This window comes from Nitratireductor pacificus pht-3B (assembly GCF_000300335.1).
GTDB classification, from domain to species: Bacteria; Pseudomonadota; Alphaproteobacteria; order Rhizobiales; family Rhizobiaceae; genus Nitratireductor; species Nitratireductor pacificus.
The window spans coordinates 1-26,743 of record NZ_AMRM01000006.1; the positions used below are offsets into that span (position 1 = coordinate 1).

At 65.3% G+C, this 26,743-nt stretch carries 23 protein-coding genes and 1 pseudogene; 10 read left to right on the plus strand and 14 right to left on the minus strand.

Annotated elements, in window-relative coordinates; genetic code table 11:
• The 8 genes and pseudogenes from NA2_RS06500 to lexA form a co-directional block, all read left to right on the plus strand.
• Positions 1–410, plus strand: a pseudogene (locus NA2_RS06500) (TonB-dependent receptor); the annotation flags it as partial.
• Positions 411–721: 311 nt separating this feature from the next.
• Positions 722–3,292: a TonB-dependent receptor gene (locus NA2_RS06505; protein WP_244423595.1), complete on the plus strand. Its 2,571-nt coding sequence runs from the start codon at positions 722–724 to the stop codon at positions 3,290–3,292.
• A gap of 62 nt (positions 3,293–3,354) precedes the next feature.
• Positions 3,355–3,963: a biliverdin-producing heme oxygenase gene (locus NA2_RS06510; protein ID WP_008595564.1), complete on the plus strand. Its 609-nt coding sequence runs from the start codon at positions 3,355–3,357 to the stop codon at positions 3,961–3,963.
• A gap of 140 nt (positions 3,964–4,103) precedes the next feature.
• Positions 4,104–4,448 (plus strand): YbaN family protein, encoded by a 345-nt coding sequence (locus NA2_RS06515; RefSeq protein ID WP_420798698.1) that lies wholly within the window; start codon positions 4,104–4,106, stop codon positions 4,446–4,448.
• A 233-nt stretch (positions 4,449–4,681) separates the two neighbouring features.
• Positions 4,682–5,632, plus strand: a complete 951-nt coding sequence (gene exbB, locus NA2_RS06520) for a tonB-system energizer ExbB (RefSeq protein ID WP_008595569.1) — start codon at positions 4,682–4,684, stop codon at positions 5,630–5,632.
• Between the two features lie 5 nt (positions 5,633–5,637).
• A complete protein-coding gene (exbD, locus tag NA2_RS06525; protein WP_008595571.1) occupies positions 5,638–6,102 on the plus strand; it encodes a TonB system transport protein ExbD in 465 nt (154 codons plus the stop codon).
• Entirely contained in the window at positions 6,099–6,962 is an 864-nt protein-coding gene (locus NA2_RS06530; protein WP_008595573.1) for an energy transducer TonB, read from the plus strand. Before exbD ends, NA2_RS06530 begins: the two co-directional genes overlap by 4 nt.
• Positions 6,963–7,112: 150 nt before the next feature.
• On the plus strand, positions 7,113–7,832 hold the full coding sequence (gene lexA / locus NA2_RS06535) for a transcriptional repressor LexA (protein ID WP_008595575.1): 720 nt from the start codon (positions 7,113–7,115) through the stop codon (positions 7,830–7,832).
• 204 nt (positions 7,833–8,036) lie between these two features.
• On the opposite strand, the gene NA2_RS06540 is transcribed toward lexA, so the two are convergent.
• Together NA2_RS06540 and NA2_RS06545 are read right to left on the minus strand one after the other, a co-directional pair.
• Positions 8,037–8,477, minus strand: coding sequence for a GNAT family N-acetyltransferase (locus tag NA2_RS06540; protein ID WP_040677064.1), 441 nt, complete (start codon positions 8,475–8,477; stop codon positions 8,037–8,039).
• Between the two features lie 270 nt (positions 8,478–8,747).
• Positions 8,748–11,099, minus strand: coding sequence for a ComEC/Rec2 family competence protein (locus tag NA2_RS06545; protein WP_008595579.1), 2,352 nt, complete (start codon positions 11,097–11,099; stop codon positions 8,748–8,750).
• A gap of 149 nt (positions 11,100–11,248) precedes the next feature.
• Here NA2_RS06545 and gltX point away from each other — a divergent pair, with 149 nt between their 5' ends.
• Positions 11,249–12,682: a glutamate--tRNA ligase gene (gltX, locus tag NA2_RS06550; RefSeq protein WP_008595581.1), complete on the plus strand. Its 1,434-nt coding sequence runs from the start codon at positions 11,249–11,251 to the stop codon at positions 12,680–12,682.
• A 216-nt stretch (positions 12,683–12,898) separates the two neighbouring features.
• Positions 12,899–14,188 (plus strand): citrate synthase, encoded by a 1,290-nt coding sequence (gene gltA / locus NA2_RS06555; protein ID WP_008595582.1) that lies wholly within the window; start codon positions 12,899–12,901, stop codon positions 14,186–14,188.
• A gap of 79 nt (positions 14,189–14,267) precedes the next feature.
• Here gltA and lpxB read toward each other — a convergent pair whose 3' ends face one another.
• The 12 genes from lpxB to tsf all read right to left on the minus strand — a co-directional run bounded on the left by lpxB (position 14,268) and on the right by tsf (position 26,704).
• Positions 14,268–15,443 carry a lipid-A-disaccharide synthase gene (gene lpxB / locus NA2_RS06560; RefSeq protein ID WP_008595586.1) on the minus strand — a complete coding sequence of 392 codons (1,176 nt, stop codon included), beginning with the start codon at positions 15,441–15,443 and terminating at the stop codon, positions 14,268–14,270.
• Entirely contained in the window at positions 15,440–16,324 is an 885-nt protein-coding gene (locus NA2_RS06565; RefSeq protein ID WP_040677068.1) for an LpxI family protein, read from the minus strand. Before NA2_RS06565 ends, lpxB begins: the two co-directional genes overlap by 4 nt.
• Positions 16,311–17,141 (minus strand): acyl-ACP--UDP-N-acetylglucosamine O-acyltransferase, encoded by an 831-nt coding sequence (lpxA, locus tag NA2_RS06570; RefSeq protein ID WP_008595591.1) that lies wholly within the window; start codon positions 17,139–17,141, stop codon positions 16,311–16,313. Before lpxA ends, NA2_RS06565 begins: the two co-directional genes overlap by 14 nt.
• A gap of 11 nt (positions 17,142–17,152) precedes the next feature.
• Positions 17,153–17,623: a 3-hydroxyacyl-ACP dehydratase FabZ gene (gene fabZ, locus NA2_RS06575; RefSeq protein ID WP_008595593.1), complete on the minus strand. Its 471-nt coding sequence runs from the start codon at positions 17,621–17,623 to the stop codon at positions 17,153–17,155.
• A complete protein-coding gene (gene lpxD / locus NA2_RS06580) occupies positions 17,616–18,674 on the minus strand; it encodes a UDP-3-O-(3-hydroxymyristoyl)glucosamine N-acyltransferase (RefSeq protein WP_008595595.1) in 1,059 nt (352 codons plus the stop codon). The genes fabZ and lpxD overlap by 8 nt, the downstream gene beginning before the upstream one ends.
• 67 nt (positions 18,675–18,741) lie before the next feature.
• The gene (gene bamA / locus NA2_RS06585; RefSeq protein ID WP_008595597.1) at positions 18,742–21,117 is read right to left on the minus strand and encodes an outer membrane protein assembly factor BamA; all 2,376 of its coding nucleotides are present in this window, start codon (positions 21,115–21,117) and stop codon (positions 18,742–18,744) included.
• 320 nt (positions 21,118–21,437) lie between these two features.
• Positions 21,438–22,577: an RIP metalloprotease RseP gene (rseP, locus tag NA2_RS06590; RefSeq protein WP_420798697.1), complete on the minus strand. Its 1,140-nt coding sequence runs from the start codon at positions 22,575–22,577 to the stop codon at positions 21,438–21,440.
• A gap of 187 nt (positions 22,578–22,764) precedes the next feature.
• Positions 22,765–23,622 (minus strand): phosphatidate cytidylyltransferase, encoded by an 858-nt coding sequence (locus tag NA2_RS06595; RefSeq protein ID WP_008595601.1) that lies wholly within the window; start codon positions 23,620–23,622, stop codon positions 22,765–22,767.
• Complete coding sequence (locus tag NA2_RS06600; RefSeq protein WP_008595602.1) at positions 23,619–24,338, minus strand: isoprenyl transferase; 720 nt, start codon at positions 24,336–24,338, stop codon at positions 23,619–23,621. The genes NA2_RS06595 and NA2_RS06600 overlap by 4 nt, the downstream gene beginning before the upstream one ends.
• Before the next feature lie 31 nt (positions 24,339–24,369).
• A complete protein-coding gene (gene frr / locus NA2_RS06605) occupies positions 24,370–24,930 on the minus strand; it encodes a ribosome recycling factor (RefSeq protein WP_008595604.1) in 561 nt (186 codons plus the stop codon).
• 11 nt (positions 24,931–24,941) lie between these two features.
• Positions 24,942–25,691, minus strand: coding sequence for a UMP kinase (pyrH, locus tag NA2_RS06610; RefSeq protein ID WP_008595606.1), 750 nt, complete (start codon positions 25,689–25,691; stop codon positions 24,942–24,944).
• An 89-nt stretch (positions 25,692–25,780) separates the two neighbouring features.
• Positions 25,781–26,704 carry a translation elongation factor Ts gene (tsf, locus tag NA2_RS06615; protein ID WP_008595607.1) on the minus strand — a complete coding sequence of 308 codons (924 nt, stop codon included), beginning with the start codon at positions 26,702–26,704 and terminating at the stop codon, positions 25,781–25,783.
• Between the last annotated feature and the right edge of the window lie 39 nt (positions 26,705–26,743).

The following is a 26,743-nucleotide window of genomic DNA, read 5'->3' on the forward strand; positions in this document are numbered from 1 at the left end:
ACTACACGAATGTGGAGTTCTGCCCCAAGGACACCGGCTGCGCGAACGAGACCGTCTACTCGGACTTCGCGACCAATCAGGTACCGCCCGAATACACGATCGGGCTCTCGCTTTCGCAAAAACTGCTTGAAGACCGCCTGACGCTCGGCGGACGGGTGACCCATGTGGGCCCGCGCGCAGCCGGACACACAAACATCGACGGCCAGGGCGCCGGACAGTTCATCTCGCTCATCAAATGGGATCCATACACCCTTGTCGACGTGTTTGCGGAGTACAAGTTCACCGACAATCTGACCGGCACGTTTAGGATCGAGAACCTGACCGACGCGTTCTACGTGGACCCGATCAGCCTCATGCAGCGCCCCGGCCCCGGTCGAACCTTCTATGCGTCGATGACGGCGAAATTCTAGACAACCATCCGTCCATTCGGACGATCCGAACGATTGGCGAAGCATGCGAACGGTCGGGGACTGGAGGCCAGTTTCCGTCCCGATGCTCCGGCAACGACCGCGGGGGGCGACACCGCCGCTCCGCGCCTTTCACAAAGCAATAGGTCGGCGGTACCTGAATGCCCGATGCCTCACGGGACCGACCGAGCATGATGGAGACAGCGTACATGTTTTCTGCAACGGGGCAGACGAGGGTTCTCAAGGCGCTGTTGGTCGCCTCATCGGCAATGGCGCCGCTTTACGGCGCAGTTTCCGCGAAAGCGCAAACGGCGGTGCAAGCAACCGTTTTCGACATTCCGGCGCAACCGCTCAGGGCGTCGCTGAATGCATTCGCGAGCCAGGCCGGGCTGCGCATCGCCTATCCCGCGGCGCTTGCCAGCGGACGGACCGCGCCCGCCCTGCGGGGCGCCTACGGCAATGCAGAAGCGCTCCGCGCGCTCCTTTCGGGCACGGGCCTCTCCTTCAGCATCAGCCCGTCGGGCACGGTAACGATCGCCGACCGCGTGTCGTCGGCGCATGATGGTCCGGTCTCCGCCGACGGGTCCATGGTTCTCGACGTGATCGAGGTGACCGGCGGGCTGGGCGGGACTTCCGTCTACGCGCCCTACGAAACGCCGGCGGCGACCGCCCATATCGACGAATCCACGATCGAGAAATACCGCGGCTCCGATCCGGCGGACATTTTTCGCGGGACGCCGGGCGTCACCTCTGCCAATGCGCGCAACGGCGCCGGCAGCATCGACATGAACATTCGCGGCGTGCAGGGCATGGGCCGCGTTGCAACGACAGTCGACGGCGCCATGAATGGCGTCGAGGTGCAGCAGGACTATCAGGGCTACTCCAACCGCACCTTCGTCGATCCCGATTTCCTCGGCGGCATCGACATCACCAGGGGTTCGGACGCAGCCTCCAATGGCGTTGCGGGCACGGTTGCGATGCGCACCATCGACGCGACGGACATCGTCGAAGAGGGCAAGCGCTTCGGCTTCCGCGTGAAGGGCGGCTTCGGAACGAACTCGTCCAAGCCCACCCCCGGCGCGGTTGGCGGCTATCAGCTCCCCGGCAGCAGATGGAGCGCCCCCGTCGCGATCCCCTCGCCCGACGGTATGGACCGGCCGGCCCTTCTGGAGCCGACAAACGGTTACGGAAGCGCCGTCGCCGCCTATCACGACGAAACCTACGACTTCCTCCTCGGCTACGCCTACCGCAAGCGCGGCAATTATCACGCCGGCGAAAACGGCCCGGCCGCGCGTCCCTATCTCGCCGGTCCAAAGAGGATCTGCAATTCCTGGGACTGGTGTGAAGACTGGCCGGAGTATGTCGAGGTCGGGGGCATTGCGAACTTCCGCCCCGGCGAGGAGGTCCTGAACACCGAGCTTGAAACCAGGTCGGCGATTGCCAAGGGCACGATCCGTTTCGGCGACGGCCAGAGCATGAAGCTCGGCTATACAGGCTTCAGGAGCGAGGCAGGCGACCAGATCGCCTGGCGCATGCAGACCGACCGCGATCGCCCCATCCAGCGAGACCAGACCAGCGGAACCTCCGTCGATACCTATACCGCACGCTATCGCTGGCAGCCCGAGGGCAGCGACCTCATCGACTTCACGGCAAATGCATGGCTTTCGGACATGGAATTCCGCCAGCCATGGAGCCGTGGAGGACGCATGGTGCCGAACCCGCCCCAGTTTGGTCTTCCGATGGACTTCCGGACCGGCTCGGACGTGTTCATGTGGGGTATCGATGTCGGGAACAAATCCAGGCTCTCCACGCAGTATGGCGATGTGACCCTGGACTACGGTCTTTCCTACACCGACCAGCGCACCGCGCCGAGCGCCTATACGACCGAACTCACCGGTCCCTATGTCCCTCACGGAAACAAGAAGGAGTTCGCCGCCTTCGTGAAAGCGGACTGGAAACCGCTCGACTGGCTGACCGTGGATGGTGGGTTGCGATACAGCTACTACAAGACAGAGGATGACCGCCCCGACGCGCCGTCAGCCCGTTACAAGAACGCTGGAACACGCTCTGACGGCGGTCTAAGCCCGTCCATCGGCCTGACGTTCGAGCCGTTCGAGAACACCCAGATCTACGGCCGCTATTCATACGCGCTTCGCAGCCCGAGCATCATCGAATCCGTATCCGGCGGGCTGATCGTCAGCACGGTGGCGAACATCGAATCCGAGCGCGCAAGCAACTGGGATTTCGGCATCAATCACACCCGCGAGGGGGTTTTCAGCGCCAACGACCGCGCCATGGTCAAGCTCGGCTACTTCGACTGGACGATCAATAACTATGTTTCCCCCCAGGAAGGCAGGACGCCGGAGGGTTACTGGACCAGCCTCATGGTCAATCTGGACAAGGCGAAGTTCTCCGGCATCGAACTCTCCGGCCGTTACGAGAATGCCGGGTTCGCGGCGGAACTGTCCGCGAACTACTACACGAATGTGGAGTTCTGCCCGAAGGACACGGGCTGCGCCAACAAGACCCTCTATCAGGATCTCGCCACCAACCAGGTGCCGCCCGAGTACATGATCTCCCTCTCGCTCTCGCAGAAGCTGCTCGAAGAGCGGCTGACGCTCGGCGGACGCGTGACACATATGGGACCGCGCGCCGCAGGGCACAGCAAGATCGGCATCACGGGTGCCGGACAGCTCATCTCGCTTATCAAGTGGGAGCCGTTCACTCTCGTCGACGTGTTCGCGGAGTACAAGTTCACCGACAACCTGACCGGCACTTTCCGGGTCGAGAACCTGACCGACGCGTTCTACGTGGACCCGCTCGGCACTATGCAGCGGCCCGGCCCCGGACGCACCTTCTATGCGTCCATGACGGCCAAGTTCTGAATCCATTCCCACGCGGGGCGGCACAGCCGCTCCGCGCATCTCACGATCCAAAGGCATTATCCATGAATGAACGCGTCGTTCTCGACACCCCCAATGACAAGACCCGGTCGAAACGCCTGAAGGAGCGCACCGCCACGACCCATGACCGCCTCGACAAGGCGATCATGAACCGCGAACCCTTCGCCAGCCGCGAACGCTTCGGGCAGTTCCTGCGCATGCAGTATCTGTTTCACAGAGATATCGATGCGCTCTATCGGGCTCCTGTTCTTGCCGCCCTTCTGCCGGATATCGAAGCGCGCCGGCGGTTTCCGCTCATCGCCGGCGATCTCGCCGATCTGGGGATCGATGCGCCCTCGCCTTCCGAAGCCCCCCTGTTCACCCCGGGAGTACCGGTCGACATGCCCGCCGCGCTTGGCTGGCTTTATGTGGCGGAAGGCTCCAACCTGGGCGCGGCCTTTCTGCTCAAGGAAGCCCGCAAGCTCGACCTCTCGGAGGAGTTCGGCGCGCGCCACCTCGCCGCGGCTCCCGAGGGGCGTGGACTGCACTGGCGGACATTCACAGCGGCGCTCGATTCGCTGTCCCTTCAGGACTCCGAAGAACAGTCCGTCGTCTCCGGCGCGGAAAAGGCCTTTCTGCGCGTTCGCAATCTCGTCGAGGACGTGTTTCAATGAGCGCCGCTATCGCAGCCGTGCAGATCTCCGCTATTACGGAACCGTCGGGGCCGCGAAAAGAAGTTCCCGCAGACTGGCCGATCAGTGGAGGTCGCTCGTTGAAGCTCGTGCCTGCGTTCGAGAATGCAAAGCGTGCGATCATGCTCGTGATGGGCTTCGTGATGCTGGTTTTGGGGGTGATCGGCATATTCCTGCCTGTCATGCCGACCGCCGTCTTTCTCATCCTGGCCGCCTGGTTCTTTGGCCGTTCCTCCCCGGCACTCGAACGCAGACTGCTCGAAAACCCCCGGTTCGGCGGCATGCTTCGAAACTGGCGCGACCATGGTGCGATCCCGCGGCGCGCCAAACTGTTCGCCGTCGCAGGCATCGCCGCCGGTTACGTGCTCTCCATCATTGCCTACGAACCCGGTCTTCCGATGGCCCTGGCGATTCTCGCCATGATGAGCGCGGTCGCCGCCTGGATCGTGACCCGCCCCGAGAGCTGAGCTCGCGACGAGCGGCACGGTCGCCAAGGGATCGAACCTGAAGGCGGAAACCCGCTTTCCGGCTCATTCCGACATTTCATCAACAATCCGGATCGTTCCGTGTGCATCCGAACGGGCATGCGGTGCTCCGGGCCAGGGCTTTCAGGACCGCGCACCGGCCCTGCCCGCAACAGCGAAGATCGATCATGACTTTTTCCTCCGAAGTACCCCGCCTCTCCCATGCCGGCCGACGCATGGCCCTGGCACTGCTCGCCGGGCTGTGCCTGTTCGTCGCAAACCCCGCGCTGGCGCAGCACATGGCGGCGCCGGTTGCTGAAACCGAGGCGCGGCCTGAAACTCCAGCCCCGGTGGAGGCGGCGCCCGCTGCCGGCGCGGAAGAGAACGCCGAACCGGCACCCTCGCTTCTGGAAGATCCGGCGGCGGCTCTCTCGCAGATGCTCGCGCCGCCCGAAAAGCGCTCCGACCTGCCGCATGACCTTTCCCCCTGGGGCATGTTCATGGCGGCCGACTGGGTGGTGAAGGCGGTGATGATCGGTCTCGCCCTCGCTTCCCTTCTGACATGGACCGTCTGGCTCGCAAAAAGCATCGAGATCGCCTGTGCCCGGGCACGCGCCAGACGTGTTCTGGCCATCATCGCGCGGTCTTCGAGCCTGAAGGAGGCGGGAGGCGCGCTTGCCCGGCGCGGCGGGCCTGCCGCCTACATGGTGCGGCTTGCGGATGAGGAAATGCGGCAGTCCGCCGGCGCACTCGACCATGCCGGCAATGACGGCGTGAAGGAACGCATCGCCTCTTCGCTCGGCCGGACCGAAGCGCAGGCCGGACGGCGCCTGTCGCGGGGGACCGGCCTGCTGGCGACGATCGGCTCGACGGCACCCTTCGTCGGTCTTTTCGGGACGGTCTGGGGCATCATGAACTCCTTCATCGGCATTTCGGAAGCGCAGACCACCAATCTCGCCATCGTCGCGCCCGGCATCGCGGAGGCCCTTCTCGCCACCGCCATCGGCCTCGTCGCGGCCATTCCGGCCGTCGTCATCTACAACGTCTTCGCACGCAGCATAACGGGATACCGGCAGTTGCTCGGCGATGCGGCGGCCGGAGTGGAGCGGCTGGCAAGCCGCGACCTGGATTTCCGTCTCGTCGCCGCTTCGGCGCAGGAAGACGGTCGGAAGATCGCGGCGGAGTAGAGGCCATGGCGGGAAGAATCAGGGAACGGCCGGCGGACGATCTCGAGGACAATCACGAGATCAACGTTACGCCCTTCATCGACGTGATGCTCGTGCTCTTGATCATCTTCATGGTGGCCGCGCCGCTGGCCACCGTCGATGTGAAGGTCGATCTTCCGGCGTCCAGCGCCAAGAAGGAGGAGCGCCCGGACAAGCCTCTCTATCTGACGCTGACATCCGAAGGCGCGCTTTCGCTGGGCAACGATCCGGTGACGCGCGAAGACCTTGCGGCCGCCCTGCAGGCAGCCTCCGGTGGAGATCTCGAGACCAGGGTGTTCCTGCGGGCCGACAAGACCGTGGTCTATGAGCACCTCATGGAGGTCATGAATCTCCTGCGCGATGCAGGCTACCTCAAGATTGCGCTAGTGGGGCTCGAAGGCCTGTCATCGGCGCCGCCGGCCTCCGAACCGGAAGCGGTGCAGCGGCCATGAGCACCTGGAACGGTCCCGCAGGACGCCTTGCCAGACTGACTGAACTCGTCCTCTGGACGGGAGCCGGTCTTGCGGTTCTGGCGGCCCATGTGGGCGCGGTGGTTCTCATGACCCGCGAGGATCCCGTCACGCCCGCCGCGGCCGAACCTCCGGCCGCCATCATGATCGAGTTCGCCGAAGCGCCGGAAGCGGCTGCGACGGAGGAGGCGGTCGTCTCCGCCGAACAGGAAGATGCGGCCGAGAGCACGGCGAGCGCGGGCGAGGATCTGCCGGAGGAGGAACCGCCTGAAGAACAGGAGGTGCCCAGCGAGACGCCGCCCGCAGAGGAGCAGCCGGAGCCCAGCGAGATCGCGCGGCTGCTTGAAAACGTGGCCGTCCCCCTGCCGACCCCGCGGCCGCAGCCGCCCATGCCTGCCAGGGCGGAGAAGAAGGAGCCCCCCAAGAAGGTCACCAAGCGCCGCAAGACCAGAAGTGCCGCCTCCGCCCAGGCGACCAGGGCGCAGGCCGATGTGCGCAAATCCAACCGCACGGCAGCGCGCCAGAACGCCTCCGGACGCTCGGCTCCCAGCATATCCCCCGCCCGCTGGCGGTCGCGCCTGATGGCGCATCTCGAACGGCGCAAGCGCTATCCCGCCGCTGCCCGTGCGCGTCGCGAGCAGGGCACGGTCTATGTGCGCTTTCGCATCGACGATGCCGGCACCGTGCAGGCGGTTTCACTTGCCCGTTCATCCGGCCATCCGGCCCTCGACGAAGCCGTTCTGTCGCTCGTGCGCCGCGCCTCGCCGGTTCCCGCACCGCCGCCGGGAGTGAACAGGACCATAACCGTGCCCGTGCGGTTCCGCGCCGGGTCATCTTCCTGACGTAGCCGCCGATTCTCCGCCGCAGCGAGGCGCGCGGCAATCCTTCTGACAGGCAGGTTTGGGGGCCGTTTGCGAGGCGGTTGCGGAACACTACCGGAACATATACAGTATGTTCTGGTTTTGTTTTTAACTGATTCTCGGTGAAGCCCAATGCTGACGCGCAAGCAGCACGAACTCCTCCTGTTCATCCATGAACGTCTGAAGGAGAGCGGCATTCCTCCGTCCTTCGACGAGATGAAGGAAGCGCTGGACCTCGCTTCCAAATCGGGCATCCATCGCCTGATCACCGCGCTGGAGGAACGCGGCTTCATCCGGCGCCTGCCGAACCGGGCGCGCGCGCTGGAGGTTCTGCGCCTGCCGGACTCGATCGCTCCCGGCCTCAGCGCGCCGCGGAAGTTCTCGCCGAGCGTCATCGAGGGCAGTCTGGGACGGTCGCCGGCGCCAAAACCCGCGCCGAGCCCGGTCGCCAGCAATGACGACCTGGCCGGTGTCGTTTCGATCCCCGTCATGGGACGCATCGCCGCCGGCGTGCCGATCGACGCGATCCAGCACCAGACCCATTCCATCGCCGTGCCGCCGGACATGCTTTCGGGCGGCGAGCACTTCGCGCTCGAGGTGAAGGGCGATTCGATGATCGATGCCGGCATTTTCGACGGCGATACGGTCATCATCCGCGAGACCCAGACCGCAAGCCCCGGCGAGATCGTCGTGGCCCTGGTGGACGAGGAAGAGGCGACGCTCAAGCGCTTCCGCCGCAAGGGCGCCTCGATCGCCCTCGAAGCCGCCAACCCGGCCTATGAGACACGCATCTTCGGCCCCGACAGGGTCAAGGTTCAGGGACGGCTGGTCGGCCTCATGCGCCGGTACTGAACGCTTCATACCTTTCTTGACGCTGCCCGCTCATTGCCCGTGAAACCGCCAGCCATCCGGCTGGCGGTTTTTTGGCATCTGCGTCCGGGGTTCGATCGCCGGCTTTCCGGATCGTGCCGTCCCGGGGGTTGCCGCCATCCGGAAGCTCCGACCTCCGCGTCAGGGAGGATCAGTTGCTTCGGCGCCGAACAGTCGAAGGCAGGGTCATCCGCGCCGCATGCGGATCAGTTCAAACGGTCTCTCCTCGTCATCCCGCGGCCGGCGGCCCGTCTCGGCGAAACCCAGGTGCCGGTAGAAGCCGGGCGCCACCGGATTGAGCGCATAGACGTCGAGTTCGAGGAACGGCTTCAGGCCGGCCGCATGCTCGACCAGCGCCCTGGCGTGCCCGCCGCCATGAACGGCAGGATCGGCGAACAGCCCGCCAATGAAGGTTTCCAGCAGGCCGATGAAGGCGACCGGATATCCGTTCTCCGTCGCCACCCAGATCTCCGCATTGCCGAAATAGAGGTCTCGCACCATGTCGCGCTGCTGCAGCAGGACGGCGTCGCCTAGGAAGGGATGCCCGATGCGCGATGCCGCAAGCCAGATGTCGAGAAGCCGCTCGGAGTCGGAAGACTGGTAGGCGCGGATTGCGCGTTCAGTCATTTCTGCTTCTTGTGTGTCGGTCATTGAAGTATCCAATTCTTCAAGGAATGCCATGGCGCGCCGGATACCGTTGCGGCTCCGGGAAACGCTCGGATGGCTGTCAGTCTATTGTGCGCGGGTGTCCGAAAAACGCGGCTGCGCCCGTTCGCGCCCGGCGAACGGATCGCGGCGCTGCCGCTCGGACGATCAATAATGGAGGTTTCCGCGCATAAGATTCCTTGTTGGACGCCGACCGGTTAGCAAAGAAGGCGGCCTGGTGCAACGGCCCGTTCAGCGCGGCGCCCGGCCGGATCGGGGACCGAGCCCCCTCGCCGCGCGTGCGAATTGTCGATGCGCGTGCCAGGGGCGGAACGGTTCGCGGATGGCGAATGCGACCGATGCTTCATGCCGGCCTCCGCCCGCCGGCTTGAAATGAACCTGCGCGCTGCCGCGCAGCGCCAGATCGCGGCCGGTGACAACCGTCGCCTCCCCGGCACGGCAAGGCGCGCCGACTGTCGGATCCTCGATCACCAGAAGCTGCACGGATGGGCAAAGCGTTCTCAGACGCACATGGTCCGTGCCCTCGGCCCTGGGCGTCTTCACATGTGCGACCAGCGCGCCCGTTGTATGGCGGGCAATGCAGACATCGGCCTCGCAACCGAATGTCTCGGGATCGGCGGTCGCGGAACCATCGCCGGCGCGCGGCCCTGTCCGCTCCTGCGACCACATCGCATGCAGCCAGTTCTTCATGGTGAAACCGTTCGGCCTGCTGCGGTTCACCGCCAGCCGGCCATCCGCCGTGCGCGTGGCGACCAGTCTCGCATCCTCGGAGATCAGGACGTCCGGCAGGTCGCGCGCGAGGAGCAGCACGCCACCGGCGATGATCAGGGGGAAGGCCGCGAGCCACAGGCGGGTGGTCGTCAGCGTCATCAGCGCGAGCGCTCCCGTCAGAAGGATGACGGCCGGGACCGGCACCAGCCCCGTGGCGTCGAAAGGCGTGCGCTCCGAAAACCAGGTCGCGACCTCCACGACGCGGGCGATCCCCCACCCCATCGCCGCCAGGGGCCAGCCATCCAGGTTTAATGGCATGGCGAGAACCGACAGGACGGCGGAGGGCATCACGATCACGGACACCAGCGGCATGGCCGCGAGATTTGCCCCGAGCGCCAGGGGCGAAGCGCGCTGAAAGTGCCAGGCGCCGTAGAGCGCAGTGGCGGTCCCTGCGATCAGCGATGTCAGCGCCAGCCCGCCGGCATAGAGAAGGAGGCTGCGCGCCACCCGTTGCAGGCGCGTGCGTTCCTGCTGCACATGGCGCCCTCGCATCCGGCGCTCGCGCCAGCGGTTCCATGCAGCGTAGCCGGCAATGAGCGCCGCTGTCGCCGCGAAGGACATCTGGAAGCCGGGGCCGATCACTTCGTGCGGCGACAGGGCGATCACGATCAGGGCGGCGATGGCGAGGTTGCGCATGGTGAGCGCCGCGCGGTCGAGCAACTGGGCGACCAGCATCACGGCCAGCATGATGAAACTGCGCTGCGCGGCCACCGCCGCACCCGAGATGAACAGATAGAGCAGGCAGACGAGCAGGGCCGCGGCGGCGGCGTATTTCTTCACCGGGTAGCGGGCGCAGACACCCGGAAAGAAGGCAAAGCCCAGCCGCACCGCGCCGATGACGGTGAAGGCAACCAGTGCCATGTGCAGCCCTGAGATCGACAGGATGTGTGCGAGGCCGGTCCGCCTGAGTACTTCGTTGGCCTCCTCCGGAATGCCGGCGCGAACGCCGGCGATCAGGGCCGCTGCGATCTCGCCCTCGGGACCGGGCAGCCGCTCCCGCAGACGGTCGGCGAAGGCTTCCCGGAGCACCTGAACGCCGATCGACAGACGGGTCCCGATCGGCGCAGCTGTGGACAAGGGCGCGCGTTCAGGATCGCGCAGGAAGAAGCCGATGGCGCCGACGCCGTCGAAATAGCTTTCAAAGGAGAAGTCATAGGCGTTCGGCCGTACCGGCCCGGACGGCGGCACGAGGCGCGCCAGCCCCTTCACGCCATCGCCCGGCCTCAAGCCTGCCGGTATCGCGCGCGCCGTCACGCGCACCTGGTCGGGGGCGTAGCGCAGACGGGGACGTTCGGTCTCCGTCACGGCCAGTGTCAGCCGGTGGCGTCCGTCTGCGCGGTGCTCGATGCCCAGGACGCGGCCGGTCACGCGGGTGGTGATCTCCGAGCCCAGCATCGGCGTCGACGCGCGCCATGTCTCCAGCTTGCCGGCGGCAAACCCGAGCAGGACCGTCAGGAGAGCGAGCAGGAGGCGTTTCTGGAGGACGTTGCCGGAAACCAGAAACAGCGCCGCCGTGCAGGCCAGAACGGCCGACAGGACCGCGTGGGCCGGCGGCTCCATAGGCAGCGTGAAATAGACCAGCGCGCCGCAACCGAGCAGCACCGGAAGCCACAGGAAACCGGTGCCCCGCGCCTCCTCCCGGGTTGTCAGCCGTGCCAGATTGCCGGCAACGGGAAACACCCGGGCGCGGGTCGCTCCGCGTGTTGCCGGGCTCGTCCGCGCGGGCATGCCCTCCAGCATCGAGCCCGCCGGGTTGCCGGCGTCGAACTGAATGCGCTCGTCCTGTTCCGCTGTTGCGGTCCGGCCCCCCATGACGCGCTGTCCCCCGATACGTGATCCCGGAACGCAGTCCCCGGAATGCTTGCACCTCGATTGTTCTATGCTACATGACAGCCGACCGATTGCCACCCGCGGTTTCGCGCCTTCCGGCTGACGACCGCGCCAAGTCCTGGAACAAATCCATGTCCAAACCCGTCGTCACCCGCTTTGCGCCCTCGCCAACCGGATATCTGCATATCGGCGGCGCGCGCACCGCGCTGTTCAATTGGCTTTATGCCCGCCACACGGGCGGCCAGATGCTGCTGCGCATCGAGGATACCGATCGGCAGCGCTCGACGGACGAGGCGACGGCGGCCATTCTCGAGGGGCTTTCCTGGCTCGGCCTTGCCTGCGACGGCGAGCCGGTATCGCAGTTCGCACGCGCGGCGCGCCATCGCGAGATCGCCGAGGAGCTGGTCGCACGCGGCGAAGCCTATCATTGCTACTGCTCGCCCGAGGAACTCACCGCGATGCGCGAGAAGGCGCGCGCCGAGGGCCTGCCGCCGCGCTATGACGGCACCTGGCGCGACCGCGACCCGGCGGAAGCTCCAGCCGGCATCAAGCCGGTGATCCGCATCAAGGCGCCGCTGGACGGCGAGACCGTGGTGGAGGATCGCGTTCAGGGCACGGTGCGCTTTCCCAACAAGGATCTCGACGATTTCATCATCCTGCGTTCCGACGGGTCGCCCACCTACATGCACGCGGTCGTGGTGGACGACCACGACATGGGGATCACGCACATCATCCGCGGCGACGATCACCTGACGAACGCCGCGCGCCAGACCATCATCTACAAGGCGATGGGATGGGACGTCCCCGTCATGGCGCATATCCCGCTCATTCACGGCGCGGACGGAGCCAAGCTGTCAAAGCGGCACGGCGCGCTCGGCGTCGATGCCTACCGCGCGCTGGGCTATCTGCCTTCGGCGCTGCGCAACTATCTGGCGCGGCTCGGCTGGAGCCATGGCGACGACGAGATCATGTCGGACGCGGACATGATTCGCTGGTTCGACATCGCCGACGTCAACAAGGGCGCGGCGCGCTTCGATTTCCAGAAGCTGGAGGCCCTGAACGGCGTTCACATGCGCCAGATGGACGACCAGGCGCTGTTCGACGCATTGCTGCAGACCCTGCCGTTTCTGGATGGCGGGTCGGCATTGCTCGAAAAACTCGACGACCAGCGGAAAAAACAACTTCGCGCGGCTCTTCCGGGGTTGAAAGAGCGTGCGAAGACCCTTGTTGAACTCGCTGATAACGCTCACTTTCTTTTCGATGCTCGTCCGCTCGTTCCCGATGATAAAGCGGCCGCCCTGCTCGATGCGGATGCGCGCCAGCTTCTTGCGGAACTCGCCGCCATATTGCAGAATGTCGGCGATTGGACCCTTGCGAACATCGAGGACGCCGTCCGCGCTTTTGCGCAACAGACGGATCGCAAGCTTGGCAAAGTCGCCCAACCGTTGCGGGCAGCGCTCACCGGGCGCACCACGTCGCCAGGCATCTTCGACGTTCTTTCCGTACTTGGGCGCGAGGAAAGCGTGGCGCGCATCCGCGATCAGGCTTCCTCGCAACGTTCCTGACAGGATCCATCCTGGAGGATTGAGTCCTGCGCAGTCGGCGAGTGCGGGCATGGGTCCACAAGCGCCGGTACGTTGTTGCACTGCACTATTGCGTGCTGCACGTGCTTGGCACCGAACGGCAAATGCGCTAGCTAATTCGCACGCGCGACGCCCGAGGACAATTTGTGGCGACAGACGACCGGCGCCAGGTTCTTTAAAAAGTGAGAGGTGATTGCGATGACCAAATCGACTGCGAAACTGGAAGTTGGCGGACAGGCCCATGACTTCGACGTCCTCAAGGGCAGCATCGGGCCGGACGTGGTCAACATCGCCTCGCTCTACAAGGACGCCGGCATCTTCACCTACGATCCGGGCTTCACCTCGACGGCAAGCTGTGAATCGAAGATCACCTATATCGACGGTGACGAAGGCATCCTGCTGCATCGCGGCTATCCCATCGAGCAGCTGGCCGAACATGGCGACTTCCTGGAGACCTGCTATCTCCTGCTCTATGGCGAACTGCCGACCAAGGCGCAGAAGCAGGATTTCGACTATCGCGTGACGCACCACACCATGGTGCATGAGCAGATGACGCGGTTCTTCACCGGTTTCCGCCGCGACGCCCATCCGATGGCGGTGATGTGTGGCGTGGTCGGCGCGATGTCCGCCTTCTATCACGACTCCACCGACATTTCCGACCCGCACCAGCGCATGGTGGCGAGCCTGCGCATGATCGCCAAGATGCCGACCATCGCCGCGATGGCCTACAAGTATCACGTCGGCCAACCCTTCGTTTATCCGAAGAACGAGCTCGGCTATGCGGCAAACTTCCTGCACATGTGCTTCGCGGTTCCCTGCGAGGAGTACAAGGTCAACCCGGTCCTGGCGCGCGCCATGGAGCGGATCTTCATCCTGCATGCCGATCACGAGCAGAACGCCTCGACCTCGACCGTGCGCCTCGCCGGCTCGTCGGGCGCCAACCCGTTCGCCTGCATCGCGGCCGGCATCGCCTGCCTCTGGGGCCCGGCGCATGGCGGCGCCAACGAGGCGGCGCTCAACATGCTCGACGAAATCGGTTCCGTCGACCGCATCCCCGAGTTCATCGACCGCGCCAAGGACAAGAACGACCCGTTCCGCCTGATGGGTTTTGGCCACCGCGTCTACAAGAACTACGACCCGCGCGCCAAGATCATGGAAAAGACCTGCCATGAGGTGTTAAGCGAGCTGGGCATCAAGGACGACCCGCAGCTCGACATCGCCATGGAGCTGGAGCGCATCGCGCTGACGGACGAGTATTTCATCGAGAAGAAGCTTTATCCGAACATCGATTTCTACTCCGGCATCACGCTGAAGGCGCTGGGCTTCCCGACCACCATGTTCACCGTGCTGTTCGCCGTCGCGCGCACCGTCGGCTGGATCGCCCAGTGGAAGGAAATGATCGAGGATCCGAAGCAGAAGATCGGCCGCCCGCGCCAGCTCTATACCGGCGCCGAGCAGCGTGACTACGTGCCGATCGCCAAACGCTGATCGCAGGCATCGCCCATTCAGGAACCCCCGGAAGCCGCAGGGCCTCCGGGGTTTCTTTTTTTTCGCGATGCAGGAAGGTTCAGCGTCTCTGCGCGATGTGGCGCAGAACCACCTCGGCGGCAAGCGCGCCGGACGGGCGCGGCGTCTCGAGGGCTTGGGCCACGGCGGCGAAACCGGCCATCTGCGCGGCGCGCAAGGGCGTGTCATCCCAGAGTTGCGCGATCTGCCGCGCCAGATAGTTCGGCCGGACGAACTGGTTGAAATGTTCCGGAACGACCGGCCAGCCGGCGATCAGATTGGGGAGCGCCGCGGACCAGACGGAGATCAGCGGGATCAGCGCCCGCGCGACGAAGTCCGTCTTGTAGCAGATGACCGAGGGAACGCGCGCCAGCGCGAGTTCGAGCGACACGGTGCCCGAGCAGGCAAGTGCCGCGTCGGCCGCAGCGAAGGCCTGCCATTTGCGCTCCGCATCGAGGATGATCTCGGGCCGCACCTGCCATTGCCGGCTGGCTTCCTCCACCATTCCGGCCACATGCGGCACAGTGGGGATCAGGATGCGGAAATCGTGCCCCGCTTCGGCCAGATGCCGCGCGGTCTTGCCGAACGGTTCCATCAGCCGGCTGACCTCGCCCTTTCGCGAGCCGGGCAGCATGAGCAGGTTCCGGGTCAGCGTCTTCGCGGGCTTGCCGTTTTTGAGATGGGCCTGCGCCGCGGCGCGGATGTCGGGATCGGTGGCCAGACGATGGCCGACAAAGGTTCCGGGAGGGCCGTCCAGCCGTCGCAGCTCGTCCGGCTCGAAGGGCAGCAGGCAGAGAATCTCGTCCACATGGGGACGCATGGCGGGGGCGCGTCCCGGCCGCCAGGCCCATACGCTCGGGCACACATAATGGATGATCGGGATGTCCGGCGCCATGGCGCGCACCTTCTTGGCGACGCGCAGGCTGAATTCCGGGCTGTCTATGGTGACGAGGCAGTCCGGCTTCGCGGCGACGATTGCGCGAGCTGTCTGGCCGATGCGCGCCACCAGCCGCGGCAGGTCGCGCAGGATCGCCGAGATGCCCATCAGGGCGATGTCATCGGCGTCGAACAGCGGCTCGAGGCCCAGCGCCTGGAGGCCCCGCCCACCGACGCCGGTCAGCGCGACCGGCGTGCCGGCGGACGCCGACAGGGCCGCGACCAGGTCGGCACCCAGCAGGTCGCCGGATTCCTCGCCGGCGATGATCGCCAGTTGCAGCGGGCGCGAAACGGCGCTCATGCGACGTCCTCCAGTCCGACCAGATAGAGGCCGAGTTCGTCGGCCCGCGCGACCGTTGCCGCATAGTCGATGATCAGCGCCCTGCCCGCCTCGACCGCCACGCCGGCCAGCCCGGCGGCATGGGCGGCCTCGATGGTCTGTAGGCCGATGGTCGGCAGGTCGGCGCGCAATTCCTGCTGCGGCTTGGCGCATTTCACCAGAACGCCGCGCTTGCGGCCGGCAAGCCGGCCGTGGCCGCGCATGTCCCGCATGCGTTCGAGCAGCCCCGCCGTTCCCTCGATCCCCTCGAGCGCCACCGCACGGCCGCCGACGGCGATTGCCGCCTGACCAATGTCGAGTACACCGATCGCATGGGCCGCCTCATGCGCCGCCGCGATATCCCGGCGGTCGGCGGCACTCGGCCTGACGCGCGACAGCACGCCGGCCGGAGCCAGCAGGTCCGGCGCGATCTCGTGCGCGCCGAGAACCGCGATGCCGTTGTCCTCGATATACGCGATGACGGCCCTCAGCAGGCCGTCGTCGCCCTTGGCGTAGGCGCGGATCAGGCGCGGCAGCATCTTGAAGACATCGAGGCCGAAGCGGATCCTGTGCAGGGGCGGCCGGCCGCTCACGCCGCCCGCGAGAACCAGATGGGTAACGCCGGCCCGCTTCAGCTTCGGCAGGACCAGCGCGAACCGTTCCGGCGGGGTCGGCATCAGATCGAAGGATTGCGCGCCCTCGCCGATCCAGTCGGCATCGCCCTCTATGGCAACGACCAGCGGCCTGTGTCCCTGGCGGATCAGCGCCGCGACCACGTCACGGGGCAACCCGCCGCTGCCGGCAACCACCGCAACGCGTGCGCCGGGGGAAAGCACTCGGTCCGGGCGCTCAGCCCTCGTCATCTTCCTCGGCGGCGCTTCCACCGCGCGCGGGTATCGTAAAATGGCGTTTGTCCCGGCCGCCGATGAAGGCGACCATGTCGGCCACCGGGGCCGAATCCGGGAAAGCTCGGGACACCGCGGCCGCGTTGTCCGCCAGCGAGGAACCCTCGGCGAAAATCTGCCGGTAGGCCCTGCGCAGCACGGTCATCTCCTCGCGGGACATGCCGGACCGCTTCAGCCCGACGATGTTCAGGCCGCGCAAGCGCGCCCGGTCGCCGACCGCCATGCCGTAGGGAATGACGTCGCCCACCACGGCGGCGCAGCCACCCAGGAAGGCGTGGTGCCCGACGCGGACGAACTGATGCACGGCGGCATAGCCGGAGAGAATCACGTAGTCGCCGATATCGGCATGGCCGCCGAGGCCGGCATAGTTCGCCATGGTCACATGGTTCCCGATGGCGCAGTCATGCGCCACGTGCGAATAGGCCATGAACAAACCGTTCGAGCCGACCGTGGTGCGGCCGCGGCTCGTGTCCGTACCGGCATGAAAGGTCACGCCCTCGCGAATGACGCAATGCGGGCCGACCTCCAGCGTGCTGGGACCACCCTTGTGCTTGAAGTTCTGCGGCGGAGCGCCGAGGACCGCCTGCGGATAGACCTGGCAGCCGGCACCCAGCGTGGTATCGCCCATGATGGTGACATGGCCGATCAGCTCCACGCCATCATGCAGCTTGGCCGCAGCGGAGACATGGCAGAAGGGGCCGATCCTGACGCCGGCGCCGAGCTCGGCTCCGGCCTCGACGATGGCCGATGGATGGATGGTGGTCGGACGCGCCATTCTTTATCCCGTCAGCCCTGTTCTTCGACCGACATCATGGCGGAGATCGTCGCCTCGGCGACCTTGCCGCCGTCGACCTTGGCTTCGCATTCAAACTTCCAGATACTGCCGCGCTGCTTAACCTTGGTGACATGCATCTCCAGCCGATCGCCGGGCACCACGGGCTTGCGGAATTTTGCGCCGTCGATCGTCATGAAATAGACGAGAGACGGGCCTTCGGCGCCGGCATTATTGATGCATATCGCGCCAGCCGTCTGCGCCATCGCCTCGATGATCAGCACGCCCGGCATGACGGGCTGGGTCGGAAAATGGCCGGTGAAATGCGGCTCGTTGGCCGTCACGTTCTTGATGCCGATAGCCGACCTGTCGCCGTCGATCTCGACGATCCTGTCGACCAGCAGAAACGGATAGCGATGCGGCAGGAGCCGCATCAGATCGAGAATATCGAGGCTTTCAAGCGTGCTCGCGGGCGTTTCACTCATCCCCGTCCCTCTTCCTTCTTTTCCTGTCCGCCAGGCTGCGCAGCGTGGCCAGTTCACGAAATGCGTCGCGCATCGGCTGTGCCGGAGACCCCGCCCAGCGTTCGCCCGCCGGCACGTCGTTCATGACGCCGCTGGAGGCGGCGAGCTGGGCTCCGGTGCCGATGGTGATGTGATCGGCGATGCCGACCCGGCCGCCGAGCATCACGAAATCCCCCAGCGTCACGGACCCCGACAGGCCGCAATGGCCGGCGATGACGCAGCCACGGCCGATCCGCACATTATGGGCGATCTGCACCAGATTATCGATCTTGGCGCCCTCGCCGATCACCGTGTCCGTCAGCGCGCCGCGGTCTACCGTCGTGTTCGCGCCGATTTCCACATCGTCCTGGATGACGACGCGGCCGATCTGCGGGATCTTCTCCAGCCCCTTCGGCCCCGGCAGATAGCCGAACCCGTCCTGGCCGATGGAAACCCCGGCATGGATGATGACCCGGTCGCCGATCATCGCACACTGGAGCGATGCGCCCGGTCCGACATAGCTGTCGCGGCCGATCCGCGTCAGCGCGCCGATCACCGCATTCGGCGCGATCACGGTGTTGCGGCCAATCATGGCGCCGGCGCCGATCACGGCGCCCGGCTCGACGATCACGCCATCCTCGATCACGGCGTCGGCGGCGATGCTCGCCTGCGCCGATCGCCCCGTCTCGCCCGTCAGCACGCCGGGGCGCATGGCGGTGGGAAACAGAAGCCGGGCGATGACGGCAAACGCCGCCTGCGGCTTCGCTGTAACAAGGGTCGCGACACCTGCGGGCGCCTGGTCGGCAAGCTCCGGTGGACACAGGACAGCCGACGCCTTGGTGGATCGCAGGACGCTCGAATGACGCTTGCCGTCGATAAAGACCAGCGTCCCCGCACGTCCTTCCGAGGCCGCTGCAACGTTATCGATCACGATATCGGAATGCGCAGGATCGACCAGGCTCGCGCCCGTCAGCGAGGCGATCTCGCCTGCCTGAAAGCGGCGTGCGGGAGCGAAGAAGTCAGGATCCTTCATGGAAACCTTCCGCCCGGGCCACGAGGGCCCGGACCAAACGGGATTGTGCCCGGAAAAGGCAGGGCTGCTAGAACCGTGTCGAGATGCCGAAGTTGAAGTTCTGAACCGTGTCAGAATCTTCCTTCACGACCGGAACAGCGTAGTCAACACGCAGCGGGCCGAAGGGCGATGCCCAGATCAGGCCGGCACCGACCGACGCGCGCCATTCCATCCCGGTGCCGCTGGTACCCGCGATATCGCTGGCGTAGAGCGTCGCGGCGTCGGCGAACACGGCTCCGCGGAGGCCGAAGCTCTCCGGCAGGATCGGGAACGGGAACTGCGCTTCCGCCGAGGCGTTGAAGTAGGTCTTGCCGCCCAGGTGGTCGATTCGGCCAGCAGTCGTCTGATAGGGGCCGATGCCGTTGTACTTGAAGCCACGGATGATGCGGTCGCTGCTCGAGAAGTGATCGAACACGCGCAGATCGCCCGACAGCGCCTGGATGTGGCCGGCGCCGACATTGAGGATGCCGACCAGGTCCAGCTCTTCCGACAGGGTCTGGTAGTAGCTGCCGCGCGCCGTCGCCTTGATGAACTTGGCGTCACCGCCGAGACCGGCGACTTCCAGGGTCAGGTTGGCGTAGATGCCTTCGCGCGGACTCTGCATGTTGTCGATCGTGTTGTAGATCAGCGAACCGCTGACCGACGACTTCTTCCAGGTGCCGGACTCGATCGCCTGGACCAGAGCGGGCGCCAGCGTACAGCTTGCGTCATTGGCAGGGTTTCCATCGCCCAGTGTCGAGCAATTCCCCGTACCCGCATAGTTTTCCTGCGAATAGTTGTAGGCGAACTGGGTCGACAGCGCCTCGGTGATCGGCAGGCCGAAACGGATGGTCGCACCGGTCACATCGCGCTCGTAATCGTCGAACTTGCGCGTGCGGCGGTAGATGTCGAAGCCCGCGGCGATGCGCCGTCCGAGGAAATAGGGCTCGGTGAAGGAGAGCGAATAGTCGCGCGAATCCTTGCCGCCGCCAGCCGAAACGCGGATGAACTGGCCGCGACCGAGGAAGTTGCGCTCGGTGACCGAACCTTCGACGGAGAAGCCGCCGCCGCTCGCATCCGAAGCGCCGGTCGAATAGCCCGCGCCGATCGAGAATTCGCCGGTGGATTTTTCCACCACATCGACGACGAGAACCACCTGATCGGGCTGCGAACCGGGAACGGTCGAGATGTTGACCGTCTGGAAGAAGCCGAGCGCCTCCAGGCGACGCTTGGCGCGCTGCACCAGCACCTGGTTGAAGGCGTCGCCCTCGCTCAAGTCGAATTCACGGCGAACGACGTAGTCGCGGGTGCGCTGGTTGCCGCGGATTTCGATGCGCTGGATATAGGCGCGCGGACCCTCGTCGACCGAGTAGACGACATCGATCTCACGGGTCTCGAAATTGCGGTTGCCGCGCGGCGTGACCTGGGCAAAGGCATAGCCGCTGCCGGCCATTTCCTCGGTCAGCGCGATGATCGTGTCCTCGACGTCCTTGGCGCTGTAGACGCTGCCCTGGCGCGTTTCGAGGCGCGACTGAAGCGTCTGCGGATCGACGCCGGTGATCGTGCTTTCGATCTCGACATTGCCGAAGCGGTAGCGCTCGCCCTCCTCCACGGTGAAGGTCAGCGTATAGGCGTTCTCCGCCTCGTCCAGATCGGCGGCTGCCGAAATGACGCGGAAATCGGCATAGCCGCGATTGTAGTAGAAGCGGCGCAGCGTCTCTTCGTCGGCGCGCAGACGGTTGTCGTCATAGATGTCGTTGCGCATCAGGAAGGACAGGAAGTTCGACTGCTTCGTCGAGATCACGTCCTTCAGACGGCTGTTGCCGAAAGCGCTGTTCCCGACGAAATTGATCGCCGCGATCTTGGTGCGCCCGCCTTCCTGAATGTCGAAGATGACGTTGACGCGGCCGTCCTCGAGCTCCTGAATGCGACCGCTGACGGTAGCGTCGTCGCGACCGATCCGGCGGTACGCCTCGCGGATCGTTTCCGCGTCGGCTTCGAGCGCCTGATTGGAGAAGGACTTGCGCGGCTGCAACTGCACGGCTTCCGTGAGGTTGCGGTCCTTGATCTTCTTGTTGCCCTGGAACAGGACCTGGTTGACCACCGCATACTCATCGACCGTGACGATCAGCGCCCCGCCCGACTGGGTGATGGACACGTCGGCGAAAAGACCGGTGGAGAACAGGCGTTTCACCGCGTCGTTGACGTCGTCGTTGGAGAAGGAACGGCCCGGACGGATGCCGATGTAATTGCGAACAGTCTCGGCATCGACGCGGCGATTGCCCCGCACCTCGATACGGCTGACGGTCGCGGCTTCGGCCACCTGGATGGCCGCGAGCTGGATGGCGATTGTCCCCGTCATCGCCACGCCCGCCGAAAGAGCGACTGCCGAAACGGCGTTCATGAACCTGGAAGTTGCCTTCATTGGGCTTGAAAACCTTCTATTCTCTTTGTCCCCGCGGCGGAAATCGGAACATCCTACAAAATCAGCTATCGTAATAGCCGTATTTTCCCTACACGCAAGCCTTCTGGTTAATTTGCGTTTACGAACCCTCGCACCGTGGCTTTATCGTCACGCCAATTTCGGTGCCATGGTAAATATCGTCTCAATTTTTACCCAAGTACCTTTTCGTGCTTCTCCCCGGGAGCGGCGGACCGAACGGTGGAATCCCGGGTTTCGGTTGTTCCGATGCTCCATCAATGATCCAGATCGTCCCTTCTGCATCCGAATGGACACGCGGTGATCTAGCAGCCGAACAGGTCGTTCCAGAAAACGAACCCCATGAAGGCCAGAACCGCAAAAAGGCCAACACGGTACACAGCGTCCATCACCCGTTCGGAGACCGGACGCCGCATCACCGCCTCTATGGCGTAGAACACCAGATGTCCGCCATCAAGGGGGGGAATGGGTAAAAGATTGAGAATGCCTATACCGACCGACAACAATGCCACCAATTGAACCAGCCATTCGAAGCCGAGCTGCGCGGCCTTGCCGGCCATGTCGGCAATCCTGACCGGGCCGCCGAGCTGGCACCGATCCTCACGCCCCGCGACGAATCGCTTGAGAAACTGTCCGGTCCGGTAGATGGCATAGCCCGTCTCGCGAACCGCCTCGCCGACCGATTCCAGCGGGCCGTACTCGATCAGGCGGGGCTGCCCAACGGTCTCGTCAGTGACCACGCCGATCACGCCCAGCTTGACCGTATTGCCGAGCGCGTCCTTCTGCTCGCTCACACGGGGCCGCGCGACGAGTTCGACCTCCTGCTCGCCACGGCGCACCACGAAGGTCAGTTCGTCGCCGGCCCGGCCCGAAACGAGCCGCTGCACATCGCCAAAGGTCCGCACGGTCGTTCCGTCGACGGAGACGAAGCGGTCGCCCGGCTCGAAACCGGCCATGGCGGCCGGGCTGTCCGGCTGAACGTCGGCGACGCTCGGCTCCAGGACATAGCGGCCGTAGAAGCCGAACATCACCGCGAAGACGGCGATGGTCAGGAAAAAGTTGAACAGGGGGCCGGCGAAAACAGTCGCCGCCCGCTTCCACACCGGCTGGGTGTGGAAAGCCACCTTCAGTTCCTCGGCGGTCAGATGTTCCGTCGCCTCCGGGTCGGGCTGGCTCGAGGCCGACATGTCGCCGGTGAACTTGACGTAGCCGCCGAGCGGGATCGCGGAGAGTTTCCAGCGCGTTCCCCGCCGGTCGGTGAAGCCGAACAGCTCGGGTCCGAAGCCGATGGAGAAAGCCTTGACGCCGATGCCGCACCAGCGACCGACCAGATAATGGCCCATCTCGTGGACGAAGACGACGACGGTGAGCACGAACAGGAACGGAATGATGGTTCCGACCAGCAGGCTGTCAGTGCTGAAAAAGGACGTGAAAAATTCCATCACCGACGTCTCGCTCGCTTGCAGTCCGGCTCGCGGTCCAGGACCGGAACCGCTCCCGGGGCCTCGACCGATGATTCGATCTTCTGTCGCGCGCACCCGCGCACCGGGAGAAGCCGGCGCCGGGCGCCGAATCTTCCCGCTCTCATACCCTCAATGCCATCGCGGCAAATGCATGGCAAATCCAGACCGGTCAGAAGGTGAAGAATGCGTGGGCAGGCGTCTCCGGCCCGGCAAGGAGCGCCGCCAGCGCGTAAAACACCAGGGCGGCCGCCATCAATCCATCGACGCGATCCATCACGCCGCCATGACCGGGAATGAGATTGCCCGAATCCTTGATGCCATGGCGTCGCTTGAGGGCCGATTCGAACAGGTCGCCGAGTTCGGAGACCACAGCCAGGAGAAGGGCAACGCCGGCGACGAGCAGAACGCCGTGCACGGCGTTGCCGTGAAACGCGAATGCGCCGCCCGCCAGCACGGCGAAACCCGCCCCGCCGATGGCGCCGCTCCAGGTCTTGCCCGGCGAGATCGATGGCGCGAGCTTCGGGCCGCCGAGTGTCCGCCCTGTGAAATAGGCCATGATGTCGGTCGTCCAGACGACGGCGAACAGGAACAGGATCGCCAGCAGGCCGGACTGGTCGTCGCCACGCAGATAGGCAAGCGCCAGCGCGGGCGCCGCGGCATAGGCGAGGCCGGCGGTGGCGCCCAGCCCCTGCCCGGCGGCCAGCCCCGCTGCCGCGCTTGAAGCCAGCACCACGGCCAGGATCATGAAAACCGTCACCGCCGCCTGCCCGGTAATCATCGGCAGCAGGACCACCGCCAGGAGCACCGCGCCGAGCGCGACCAGCCAGCGTGCCTGTGCGGCACGCTGCATTGCGGTCCATTCGTGGAAGATCGCCGCAGCGATCATCGCGACCATCACGCGAAACGGCAGCCCGCCGAACCAAGTGACCGCCAGCACCGCTGCGCCCAGCACCAGCGCCGACATCACGCGCAGCTGCAGATTGCTACGCTGCGGCTTTCCCCCGCCGGTGTCGGGGACTGTGCTCATAGAGCGGCTTCTCGCGCCGTCACGCCGCCGAAGCGGCGGTCGCGCTCGGAAAAGGTCGCGATGGCCGCCACCAGATCCTCGCGGCTGAAATCGGGCCAATGGCCGTCGACGAAGACGAACTCGGTATAAGCCGCCTGCCACAGGAGGAAGTTCGACAGGCGCTGTTCGCCGCTGGTCCGGATGATCAGGTCCGGATCGGGAATGCCGGCGGTGTCGAGATAGCCGCCGAACCGTTCGATGGTCAGCGCTTCGGGTCCGGCAGTGCCGGCCTGAATGTCGCGCAGGAGCGCCGTGGCGGCGCGGACGATCTCGTCGCGCGCGCCGTAATTGAAGGCGATGACGAGGTTCATCGCGGTGTTGCAGGCCGTCAGGTTCTCCGCCTCCGCCAGCAGCGCCTTGATGTCCGGTTCGAGGTTTTCCCGGTCGCCGATGATCCGCACCCGCACGCCGTTCTGGTGCAGTTCGGCCAGGTCGCGGCGAATGAACAGGCGCAGGAGCCCCATCAGGTCGTTGACCTCGGAGCGCGGCCGCGACCAGTTTTCCGATGAGAAGGCGTAGACCGTCAGCCAGGAGACGCCGAGTTCGCCGGCGTTGCGCACCGTGCGGCGCAGCGCCTCGACGCCGGCGCGATGGCCGGCCCGGCGCGGCAGGCCGCGCGCCGCGGCCCAGCGACCGTTGCCGTCCATGATGATCGCCACATGCGTGGGTTTCGCCAAATCGCGTTCCTCCTGCGCGACAGTCACAGGACTAGACCTGCATGATCTCTGCTTCCTTGGCGACCAGCATCTTGTCGATGGCGGCGATGGTCTCGTCGGTCATCTTCTGGACGCGGTCGGACTGGACATGCATGTCGTCCTGGCTGATCACGCTGTCCTTCTCGGCCTTCTTCAGGTGCTCCATGCCATCGCGGCGCACGTGGCGCGCGGCGACGCGGGCGCTCTCGGCATATTGATGCGCGATCTTAACCAGTTCCTTGCGGCGCTCCTCGTTGAGCTCCGGCAGCGGAATGCGCAGCGTGGTGCCGTCGACGATCGGGTTGAAGCCCAGATTCGCCTCCCGGATCGCCTTGTCCACCGCCGAGACCATGCCCTTGTCCCAGACCGAGACCGAGATCATGCGCGGCTCGGGAACCGAAATGGTCGCCACCTGGTTGATCGGCATCATGGCGCCGTAGGCATCGACCTGGATCGGGTCGAGAAGATTGCCCGACGCCCGGCCGGTCCGCAGCGAGGCGAGGTCGTGCTGGAACGCCGTCACCGCTCCTTCCATACGACGGTTCAAATCCTTGAAATCAACGCCATCGGCCATATCAGGTCTCCTTACGCACCCACACGCTGTTCTGCGTCGGCGTCATCGGCCACGATGGTGCAGTGGCCGCCGCCCCTCAAGATGGCGCTGAAACCGCCCTCTTCATGAATCGAAAAGACGATTATCGGAATGTGGTTCTCGCGCGCAAGGGCAATTGCCGCAGTATCCATAATCGCCAGCCCGTCGCGCATCACCTGAGCGTGCGTGATCCGTTCGTAGCGCACGGCGCTCGGATCGCGGCGCGGGTCCGCCGTGTAGACGCCGTCGACCAGCGTTCCCTTGAACAGCGCGTCGGCGCCGATCTCGGCGGCGCGCAGCGCAGCGGCGGAATCGGTCGTGAAGAACGGGTTGCCCGTGCCGCCCGCGAAAATGACCACCTTGCCGGCGTTCATGTAGCTCATCGCCTGGCGCTGGGAGAAACTCTCGCAGAGCTCCGGCATGGCGATGGCGGACATGACGACCGCATCGACGCCGATCTTGACCAGCGAGGTGCGCAGCGCCAGCGAGTTGATCACCGTGGCAAGCATGCCCATGTGGTCGCCCGTCACCCGGTCGCCGCCCTTCGACGCCACGGCCACGCCGCGGAAGATGTTGCCGCCGCCGATCACGACGCCGACCTCGACGCCCAGCTTGCGGGCGGCGGAGATGTCCGCCGCGATGCGGTCGACCACAGAAACGTCGATACCGAACCCCTGCTCGCCCATCAGGGCCTCACCGGATGCCTTCAGCACAACGCGCCGGTAACGGGGTTTTTCGGTCATTTCGAAGTCTCCAATATGCGTCCTGCGTTACACGAAGGGCGCCGCGTTGTCACGCGACGCCCTTCCTTATCAAACGGCAATCGAAAGAGTTACTTCTTGACCGCTGCCGCCACTTCGGCGGCGAAGTCCGTCTCCTCGCGCTCGACGCCCTCACCCAGGGCGAAGCGAACGAAGGCGACGATCTTGGCCGGCGCGCCGATTTCCTTCTCGGCCTCGGCAAGCGCCTTCTCGACCGTCAGGTCCGGATTGATGACGAAGTTCTGCTTCAGGAGGACGACCTCCTCGAAGAACTTGCGCAGCCGGCCTTCCACCATCTTCTCGATGATGTTCTCCGGCTTGCCGGACTGGCGCGCCTGGTCGGAGAAGATGTCCTTCTCGCGGGCCACGGCGGCCGGATCGACTTCCGCTTCCGACAGCGCCAGCGGGTTGGTCGCGGCAACGTGCATTGCCACCTGGCGGCCGAAGGCGCGCGCGGCGTCGGCATTGCCGGTGGTCTCGATGGCCACCAGGACGCCGAGCTTGCCGAGACCGTCGGTGACGGCGTTGTGGACATAGCTGGCGACGGCGCCGTTGGCGACCGACAGCTTGGCCGAGCGGCGCAGCGTCATGTTCTCGCCGATCGTGCCGATCGCGTCCTTGATCGTGTCGGCGACGGACTTGCCGGTTCCCGGATAGGCGGAAGCCGCGACCGCGTCGAGCGTGCCGTCGGTGCCGAGCGCGACGCCGGCGACGTTGCTGACCAGTTCCTGGAACGCATCGTTGCGGGCCACGAAGTCGGTTTCCGAGTTGATCTCGACCACGACCGCGCTGTTGGCGTCGGACGCCACGCCGATTAGGCCCTCGGCGGCCGTGCGGCCGGCCTTCTTGTCGGCCTTGGCGATGCCCTTCTTGCGCAGCCAGTCCATGGCCGCTTCCATGTCGCCGTCGGTTTCGGTCAGGGCCGTCTTACAGTCCATCATGCCCGCGCCGCTCTTCTCGCGCAGTTCCTTGACCTGTGCTGCTGAAATGCTCATCGTCGCCTCTTCAATCAATCTCTAAACAAAACGGCCGCG

Bases quoted from the DNA above. Each gene is read 5' to 3' on its own strand.
- exbB (WP_008595569.1), top strand. From the start codon at position 4,682: ATGGCCCTGGCACTGCTCGCCGGGCTGTGCCTGTTCGTCGCAAACCCC.
- pyrH (WP_008595606.1), bottom strand. From the start codon at position 25,691: ATGACCGAAAAACCCCGTTACCGGCGCGTTGTGCTGAAGGCATCCGGT.
- NA2_RS06510 (WP_008595564.1), top strand. From the start codon at position 3,355: ATGAATGAACGCGTCGTTCTCGACACCCCCAATGACAAGACCCGGTCG.
- NA2_RS06530 (WP_008595573.1), top strand. From the start codon at position 6,099: ATGAGCACCTGGAACGGTCCCGCAGGACGCCTTGCCAGACTGACTGAA.
- gltA (WP_008595582.1), top strand. From the start codon at position 12,899: ATGACCAAATCGACTGCGAAACTGGAAGTTGGCGGACAGGCCCATGAC.
- exbD (WP_008595571.1), top strand. From the start codon at position 5,638: ATGGCGGGAAGAATCAGGGAACGGCCGGCGGACGATCTCGAGGACAAT.
- lpxA (WP_008595591.1), bottom strand. From the start codon at position 17,141: ATGGCGCGTCCGACCACCATCCATCCATCGGCCATCGTCGAGGCCGGA.
- gltX (WP_008595581.1), top strand. From the start codon at position 11,249: ATGTCCAAACCCGTCGTCACCCGCTTTGCGCCCTCGCCAACCGGATAT.
- NA2_RS06540 (WP_040677064.1), bottom strand. From the start codon at position 8,477: ATGACTGAACGCGCAATCCGCGCCTACCAGTCTTCCGACTCCGAGCGG.
- NA2_RS06565 (WP_040677068.1), bottom strand. From the start codon at position 16,324: ATGACGAGGGCTGAGCGCCCGGACCGAGTGCTTTCCCCCGGCGCACGC.
- NA2_RS06545 (WP_008595579.1), bottom strand. From the start codon at position 11,099: ATGGGGGGCCGGACCGCAACAGCGGAACAGGACGAGCGCATTCAGTTC.
- NA2_RS06515 (WP_420798698.1), top strand. From the start codon at position 4,104: ATGCTCGTGATGGGCTTCGTGATGCTGGTTTTGGGGGTGATCGGCATA.
- fabZ (WP_008595593.1), bottom strand. From the start codon at position 17,623: ATGAGTGAAACGCCCGCGAGCACGCTTGAAAGCCTCGATATTCTCGAT.
- frr (WP_008595604.1), bottom strand. From the start codon at position 24,930: ATGGCCGATGGCGTTGATTTCAAGGATTTGAACCGTCGTATGGAAGGA.
- tsf (WP_008595607.1), bottom strand. From the start codon at position 26,704: ATGAGCATTTCAGCAGCACAGGTCAAGGAACTGCGCGAGAAGAGCGGC.
- NA2_RS06595 (WP_008595601.1), bottom strand. From the start codon at position 23,622: ATGAGCACAGTCCCCGACACCGGCGGGGGAAAGCCGCAGCGTAGCAAT.
- lpxD (WP_008595595.1), bottom strand. From the start codon at position 18,674: ATGAAGGATCCTGACTTCTTCGCTCCCGCACGCCGCTTTCAGGCAGGC.
- bamA (WP_008595597.1), bottom strand. From the start codon at position 21,117: ATGAAGGCAACTTCCAGGTTCATGAACGCCGTTTCGGCAGTCGCTCTT.
- lexA (WP_008595575.1), top strand. From the start codon at position 7,113: ATGCTGACGCGCAAGCAGCACGAACTCCTCCTGTTCATCCATGAACGT.
- lpxB (WP_008595586.1), bottom strand. From the start codon at position 15,443: ATGAGCGCCGTTTCGCGCCCGCTGCAACTGGCGATCATCGCCGGCGAG.